Annotated in this window: 6 protein-coding genes, 5 tRNA genes and 1 rRNA gene; 9 read left to right on the top strand and 3 right to left on the bottom strand. The window is 44.1% G+C overall.

What is annotated here, in order from left to right:
- Positions 1–83, top strand: a 5S ribosomal RNA gene (gene rrf, locus AACQ21_RS17385); the annotation flags it as partial.
- 29 nt (positions 84–112) lie between these two features.
- A tRNA-Asp gene (locus AACQ21_RS03055) sits at positions 113–189 on the top strand.
- A 274-nt stretch (positions 190–463) separates the two neighbouring features.
- On the opposite strand, the gene pssA is transcribed toward AACQ21_RS03055, so the two are convergent.
- Both pssA and AACQ21_RS03065 read right to left on the bottom strand, forming a co-directional pair.
- The gene (gene pssA, locus AACQ21_RS03060; RefSeq protein WP_013857962.1) at positions 464–1804 is read right to left on the bottom strand and encodes a CDP-diacylglycerol--serine O-phosphatidyltransferase; all 1341 of its coding nucleotides are present in this window, start codon (positions 1802–1804) and stop codon (positions 464–466) included.
- A 98-nt stretch (positions 1805–1902) separates the two neighbouring features.
- On the bottom strand, positions 1903–2385 hold the full coding sequence (locus AACQ21_RS03065; protein WP_013857960.1) for a GNAT family N-acetyltransferase: 483 nt from the start codon (positions 2383–2385) through the stop codon (positions 1903–1905).
- An 8-nt stretch (positions 2386–2393) separates the two neighbouring features.
- Between AACQ21_RS03065 and murB the strand changes: the two genes are divergently transcribed.
- Together murB and birA are read left to right on the top strand one after the other, a co-directional pair.
- The gene (gene murB / locus AACQ21_RS03070) at positions 2394–3440 is read left to right on the top strand and encodes a UDP-N-acetylmuramate dehydrogenase (protein WP_105977035.1); all 1047 of its coding nucleotides are present in this window, start codon (positions 2394–2396) and stop codon (positions 3438–3440) included.
- Positions 3437–4399 carry a bifunctional biotin--[acetyl-CoA-carboxylase] ligase/biotin operon repressor BirA gene (gene birA, locus AACQ21_RS03075; protein ID WP_094149379.1) on the top strand — a complete coding sequence of 321 codons (963 nt, stop codon included), beginning with the start codon at positions 3437–3439 and terminating at the stop codon, positions 4397–4399. The genes murB and birA overlap by 4 nt, the downstream gene beginning before the upstream one ends.
- Before the next feature lie 13 nt (positions 4400–4412).
- Here birA and coaA read toward each other — a convergent pair whose 3' ends face one another.
- Complete coding sequence (gene coaA / locus AACQ21_RS03080) at positions 4413–5336, bottom strand: type I pantothenate kinase (protein WP_010318972.1); 924 nt, start codon at positions 5334–5336, stop codon at positions 4413–4415.
- 212 nt (positions 5337–5548) lie between these two features.
- On the opposite strand from coaA, the gene AACQ21_RS03085 reads away from it, so the two are divergent.
- From AACQ21_RS03085 to tuf, 5 genes are all read left to right on the top strand, one after another.
- Positions 5549–5624, top strand: a tRNA-Thr gene (locus AACQ21_RS03085).
- 30 nt (positions 5625–5654) lie between these two features.
- Positions 5655–5739: transfer RNA gene (locus AACQ21_RS03090), tRNA-Tyr, on the top strand.
- Positions 5740–5773: 34 nt separating this feature from the next.
- Positions 5774–5848, top strand: a tRNA-Gly gene (locus AACQ21_RS03095).
- A gap of 10 nt (positions 5849–5858) precedes the next feature.
- Positions 5859–5934 (top strand) — tRNA-Thr (locus tag AACQ21_RS03100).
- A 101-nt stretch (positions 5935–6035) separates the two neighbouring features.
- On the top strand, positions 6036–7174 hold a 1139-nt coding region (gene tuf / locus AACQ21_RS03105), incomplete at its 3' end, for an elongation factor Tu (protein WP_094124959.1).

Below are 7174 nucleotides of genomic sequence, written 5' to 3' on the forward strand. Positions count from 1 at the left end.
TCCATGCCGAACTCAGAAGTGAAACACAACAGCGCCGATGGTAGTGTGGGGTCTCCCCATGTGAGAGTAGGACATCGCCAGGCTTTGAATATTGTCTAACCAGACACGCTGCGGAGCGGTAGTTCAGTTGGTTAGAATACCGGCCTGTCACGCCGGGGGTCGCGGGTTCGAGTCCCGTCCGCTCCGCCACTTATTAAGAAGCCCTGCTAGTAATAGCAGGGCTTTTTTCGTTTGAGTTTCAATGAGCTGCTTAAGTCGTTTTAAGCTATCTCTATTGCAACTAGATTCCCTGTGCTTATTCCTTGATGTCCTCTTGAGCGCTGAACTTCTTTTGGCTTATGTTCATCGAACAGAGTAGCTGCATGAAAGGCGCTACTATCTCAATCAATAGACATATGAAAACAACGTGTAGGCATATAAAAAAGCCGACACGTTGTGTCGGCTAATCGTCTAGTGTTGTGCTTTACAGAATCTGTTTGAGTACTCTATCGGCCTTAACTCGCGTTACTTTGCGTAGTAGTTTTTGTACCGCATCAGGGTAGTTTTCTATCTTCTCTAGTTGTTTGTAGGTACAAACAAGTTGAGTATGTCGAAGGATGTTGTCGATCTCTTGCTCAAACTTAGGTGTTAAGTGGTGATAGTGATCTTGGATCAGAATGGCATTCTCGAGATCGAGCTTCCATGCTCTTGGATTTAAGTTATTACCAGTGATCAACATGTAGCGCTTATCCACCCATACGCCTTTTAGATGGAAGCTATTCTCTTCATGTTTCCAGAGATGGATAGAAAGATTTCGACTGGCAATATGGGCTTCATTTACTTTGGCAAAACGGCGTAGATTAAGCTCATATAAATAAGGTAAGCCGCCGATTGTTTTGAAGGTCTGCTCTGGGGAAATATAGAAGTCGTTTGCCGTTTTATCGCCAACGACAATGTGAACTTTCACACCCCGTTTCAATGCTTTCTTAACTTCTTTAGCGACACTTTTTGGGAAATTGAAATACGGAGTGCAGATAAAGACTTCATCTTTAGCATGAGCGATCAGTTGGTTAATATTGTGGTTGAGTTTATTTCGACGCTTTCCAATACCTACCAGTGGCGTCAAAGCAACTTGATCGGCTGTTGGGATCTGTGACTCAAACTCATAGTTTGCTGTTGCTAGAGAGGCTCTAAATTGCCGAATGTCAGTTTTGATATCTTTCGTCGTTGGTTTCGATGTGTTTGATAAGTCATTGACAGCAGGATGACTTATCATTTTTTGCTGAATAAATTGTACCATGCTATCGGCAAGAGATTGATTGTCGATGGTGTGATAGCGGTCGAATCGATAGCGCTCTTTGTGATGCAAATAAACGTTATTAAGGCTTGCTCCGCTATAGATCACCTGGTCGTCGACAATAAAACCTTTGAGATGTAAAACACCAAAAACTTCGCGACCTCGCACGGGGATGCCGTATACGGGAATGGCGTGTTCGTGGTTCTGAGAGAACTCTTGATACATTGAAGCATTGCCTTCCGAAGCGGCCGCACCAATTAATCCACGTTGCGCTCTATGCCAATCAACGCAAATCGCAATATCTAAGCCAGGGTTTCTTTGCTTGGCATTATATAGCTCCGTTAAAACTTCTCTGCCTGCTTCGTCATCTTCTAAATACAGCGCTACAAGATAGATTCGTTTACTTGCCTGACGGATCGACTGGATCAGATGATTTTTAAATTCTTTTGCCGAAAATAAAACTTCAAAATGATCCGGTGATTGTGCGATGGTCGGCAATCGCTCGAATGGGTTTCTATGAGCAATCATATTGGATGATTTACCTTACTTATTTGCAAAATTGCGAACTGGGGATATTACCAAATTCAACGGTTCAATTGCTAGAAAAGCCGCGCATTCTCGTCATACTAGCCTAGGTATCTCATAGGAATGAGATCTTTACCACTGGATACATAGCGCTCAAACCGTTGCATAAGAGCTATTGGTAGTTCTTCTGTCATTATGGAGTGAAAACCATGACGAGCATAAAAGGGCTCAAGATGAGCGTATGCGAAGCAATAATCCTGATTATTGAGAATATTCTCGCTGCAATAATTGAGCAACTGCGACCCAATCCCTTTTTTTTGGTTTTCTGGCAGCACAAGCATGCCAGTCAGTAATCGATATACATCAATATTTTTAAATCTGACAACAGCAGATATCTGCCCATCGAGCGTGCCTATAACGCACAATTCATCTTTCCTAGCTTTTGCTGAAGGGTAATGTTCTTTGTACATTCGCTTGATCAAAGGAAGTTTTATCGGGGGGAGTATGTCAAATTGTAGTTGCCACATTTCTTCCTGCTTCGAATAGTTATCTGTTGTAGAATGGCGTGAGTTTAATTTATCCATAGAATGCCATGCAATTACATCCCAATGCGAGCTTAAAAAAATACCACACTTTTGGCCTAGAACAATCTTGTCAATTATTAGCTGAAGTTTTCTCTGTGCAAGATTTGGTGGAAATTTACCAGAGCGCAGAATGGCAGACTTTGCCTAAGTTGATGTTAGGAAAAGGTAGCAATGTCCTTTTTACTTGTGATTTTCAAGGAATGGTTTTAAGCAACCAACTGAAAGGGTTACAGCACACGCAGGATGATAATTACCATTATTTGCATGTTTCTGGTGGTGAGGATTGGCCTTCACTTGTTGAATGGGCAGTGAAGCAAAATATTGCAGGTCTTGAAAATTTGGCTTTGATACCTGGTTGTGCAGGTTCTGCTCCTATCCAAAATATTGGCGCTTATGGTGTAGAGTTTCAAGATGTGTGTGATTACGTTGATTATCTCTGTTTAGACTCCTTAACCGTCAAGCGCCTGAGCGCCAAACAATGTCTATTTGGTTATCGTGATTCTATTTTTAAGCACGCTTTGCACAGTAACGCGATCGTTGTAGCGGTAGGACTAAAGCTATTGAAGCAATGGCAACCCGTACTGAATTATGGACCTTTGCAAGAACTGGATAGTCACACCTGCCAAGCTATTGATATTTATACACGGGTATGCGCTACTCGCAATGCCAAATTACCCGATCCGCGGGTGCTAGGTAATGCAGGAAGCTTTTTTAAAAATCCAATTATTAGTTTAGAACATTGGCAGGCTCTTCTTGAGAGTTATCCCGATCTTGTTTCTTACCCCGTGGAAGAAGGCAGAAAAGTAGCGGCTGGGTGGTTGATTGATCAGTGTGGGCTCAAAGGGTATAGCTTAGGTGATGCTCAAGTGCATCCGAAGCAAGCTTTAGTGTTGGTAAATAAAGGTAGCGCTACAGCCTTTGATGTTATTCAACTAGCGATTAAAGTTTGCATAGCAGTTCAGGATAAATTTTCGATATCTTTAGAGCATGAAGTCCGATTTTTAGATGCGATTGGTGAAACGAACCTTGAGCATCTTGCTAAGGAATTAAAGTGAAAGAGCACAGTGTCAAACTATCATTACTTCGTCATCTGGCCAGTGGCGAGTTTTGTTCTGGTGAGTTGCTAGGAGCAGAACTTGGTATTTCTCGCGCCGCAGTCAGTAAGCATATTAAAGGGATTCAAGAGTGGGGAATTGATATTTTCCGCGTCCAAGGCAAAGGCTATCAGCTTGCTCAATCACTGAATCTACTTGATGCGACACAGATCCAAAATGCCGTGCGTAACCCTGTCGAGCTTTTCCCCATTATCGATTCAACCAACCAATACCTGTTAGAACGTGTAGATAACCTTGCTTCGGGCAGCGTTTGCTTAGCAGAGTATCAGGCTAATGGACGGGGTCGGCGTGGGCGTCAGTGGATATCGCCTTTTGGCAGCAATCTTTATGTTTCCATGTACTGGCGACTCGACGCAGGGATGGCGGCCGCAATGGGGCTTAGCCTTGTGGTCGGGGTCGCGATTGTGGAAGCGCTAGCAAGCATCGGATTTGACGGTGTAAAGCTTAAGTGGCCGAACGATCTCTATTTTCAGGATAGAAAGCTGGCGGGCATTTTAGTAGAAATGACAGGGCAGGCTGGCGCAGCGGCACATTTAGTGATTGGGATGGGAATGAACATTTTCATGCCCGAAAATGAGCAATCCATTGACCAGCCATGGGCAAGTTTGTCGCAGGTAGCCGACGGTCTGAAAATAGACAGGAACTTGCTCGCTATTGTCTTTATTCAATCATTAGACCAAGCGCTACGTGATTACGAGCTTTATGGGATGAAGGATTTTATACCGCGCTGGAATCGACTCGATAACTTTATTGGTCGAAAAGTTAAACTGCTTATGGGCCCCAAAGAGGTCTATGGCGTGGTGCACGGAATCAACGAATATGGAGCAGTGTTGCTAGAAACAGAGAATGGAATGGAGAGTTACATTGGTGGCGAAATATCGTTACGCAAGGCAGAGTAACCGCTTTACCAAACTATTTTCTTAGTAGTATCTCTTCCACGGTATGATTGAGGCCTTTACGCAAAACTAACTGAGCGCGCTCTTTGGTCGGTAAAATATTATGTTGCAGATTTTTACCGTTGATCGAGTGCCAAATGCTCTCAGCTTTTTCTCTCGCCTCTAGCTCAGACAGTTTTGTGTAGTGGCTAAAGTACGATCCCGTCTCCTTAAAGGCGCTGTGACGAAACTTCATAAAGCGTTCAACATACCACTTTTCAATAAGTTGACTGTCCGCATCGACATACAGTGAGAAATCTAAGAAATCAGATATAAACACTCGATGTGGATCGTGTGGATAATCCATGCCGCTTTGCAAGACGTTCAATCCTTCAATGATCAACACATCTGGCCTATCGACGACTTTCTCTTCAGTGGTGATGTCGTAAGTAAGATGTGAATAGATCGGCGCGCTTACATTTCTTTTTCCTGCTTTAACATCCGACACAAACTGTACCAGACGTTTCATATCATAAGATTCAGGAAACCCCTTTTTCCCCATAATTCCTCTTTCATTAAGAATTTTGTTGGGAAAAAGAAACCCATCTGTCGTGATCAGTTCAACTTTGGGATGATTCTCCCAGCGTGAAAGAAGCGCTTTTAACAAACGCGCCGTAGTACTTTTCCCAACGGCGACACTTCCTGCGATGCCAATGATAAAAGGAGGCGATATATCGGTATTACCGAGAAATTGATGCAAAACCGCATTTCGGCTTTGTCTGGCGGCCACGTATAAATTAAGTAAGCGAGCCAAAGGCAGATAAATCTCAGCCGTTTCTTTCATCGTTAGGTTTTCATTAATACCTTGTAGCTCTTTTAAGTCAGCCTCAGAGAGAGTCATTGGGACAGAGTTACGTAGCTCGGCCCATTGATTGCGATCAAAAGAGATATAAGGACCCATAAAATACCTAACGATGAATGACAGAAAAAAGAAGAGGATGAAACATACATTAAGGTGAAAAGAATGGAAATGCCTTAAACGATAGAATTGAGTGAGAAAACGCATTTTGCTTGAAAAAGCAACGAACAGGCGAGATTTATGGAAAATTGGTTTTTTTTTAATATTTAGGCTTGCAAGGCTGAGCATCATTCAATAGAATGCGCTCCACTTATGCCGACTTAGCTCAGTAGGTAGAGCAACTGACTTGTAATCAGTAGGTCACCAGTTCGATTCCGGTAGTCGGCACCATTCTTTTTCGAAAGAATGAAGAAAAAATTTGGAGGGGTTCCCGAGTGGCCAAAGGGAGCAGACTGTAAATCTGCCGGCTCCGCCTTCGATGGTTCGAATCCGTCCCCCTCCACCATATTCTTAAGGAAATAGCTCTCAGAGTTACGTGTGCGGGCATCGTATAATGGCTATTACCTCAGCCTTCCAAGCTGATGATGCGGGTTCGATTCCCGCTGCCCGCTCCAATTTTTGAGTGCTGATATAGCTCAGTCGGTAGAGCGCACCCTTGGTAAGGGTGAGGTCCCCAGTTCAACTCTGGGTATCAGCACCAGCTCTCCAAGCAATTATCTCCTTTTGATATATACTCCTTACCAATAATTTTGGTTGCGTGGTCATCAAAGCCACCTAAATCCGTACCTAGAGGGACAACTCATGTCTAAAGCAAAATTTGAACGTACGAAACCGCACGTAAACGTTGGTACTATCGGCCACGTTGACCACGGTAAAACAACTCTAACTGCTGCTATCTGTACTACACTTGCAAAAGTGTACGGTGGTGAAGCGAAAGACTTCGCATCTATCGATAACGCTCCAGAAGAGCGCGAGCGCGGTATTACAATCAATACTTCTCACGTAGAGTACGATACACCAGCACGCCACTACGCACACGTAGACTGCCCAGGACACGCTGACTATGTTAAAAACATGATCACAGGTGCTGCGCAAATGGACGGCGGTATCCTAGTTGTTGCTGCAACAGATGGCCCAATGCCACAAACTCGTGAGCACATCCTACTTGGTCGCCAAGTTGGTATTCCTTACATCATCGTATTCATGAACAAATGTGACATGGTTGATGATGAAGAGCTTCTAGAGCTAGTAGAAATGGAAGTTCGTGAGCTTCTATCTGAGTACGATTTCCCAGGTGATGACCTACCAGTTATCCAAGGTTCTGCACTAGGCGCACTAAACGGCGAAGAGCAGTGGGAAGCGAAAATCATTGAACTTGCTGAAGCGCTAGACACTTACATTCCAGAGCCTGAGCGTGCAGTAGACCAAGCATTCCTACTACCAATCGAAGACGTATTCTCAATCCAAGGTCGTGGTACAGTAGTAACTGGCCGTATCGAGCGCGGTATCCTACGTGTAGGTGACGAAGTTGCGATCATTGGTATCAAAGACACAATCACAACGACTTGTACAGGTGTTGAGATGTTCCGTAAGCTGCTTGACGAAGGTCGTGCAGGTGAGAACGTTGGTGCACTTCTACGTGGTACTAAGCGTGATGAAGTAGAACGTGGTCAAGTACTAGCGAAACCAGGTTCAATCACTCCACACACTAAGTTCGAGTCAGAAGTGTACGTATTGTCTAAAGATGAAGGCGGCCGTCATACTCCGTTCTTCAAAGGCTACCGTCCACAGTTCTACTTCCGTACAACGGACGTAACAGGCGATATCTCTCTACCAGAAGGCGTAGAGATGGTAATGCCAGGTGACAACATCCAAATGGTTGTAGAGCTAATCGCTCCAATCGCGATGGATGAAGGTCTACGTTTCGCGATCCGTGAAGG

It is taken from the genome of Vibrio sp. V01_P9A10T6 (genome assembly GCF_963877065.1).
In the GTDB taxonomy this organism is placed as follows: domain Bacteria; phylum Pseudomonadota; class Gammaproteobacteria; order Enterobacterales; family Vibrionaceae; genus Vibrio; species Vibrio anguillarum.

Excerpts from the sequence above, each read along its gene's own strand:
- pssA (WP_013857962.1), bottom strand. The coding sequence starts at position 1,804 with ATGATTGCTCATAGAAACCCATTCGAGCGATTGCCGACCATCGCACAA.
- AACQ21_RS03065 (WP_013857960.1), bottom strand. The coding sequence starts at position 2,385 with ATGGATAAATTAAACTCACGCCATTCTACAACAGATAACTATTCGAAG.
- murB (WP_105977035.1), top strand. The coding sequence starts at position 2,394 with ATGCAATTACATCCCAATGCGAGCTTAAAAAAATACCACACTTTTGGC.
- coaA (WP_010318972.1), bottom strand. The coding sequence starts at position 5,336 with ATGGGTCCTTATATCTCTTTTGATCGCAATCAATGGGCCGAGCTACGT.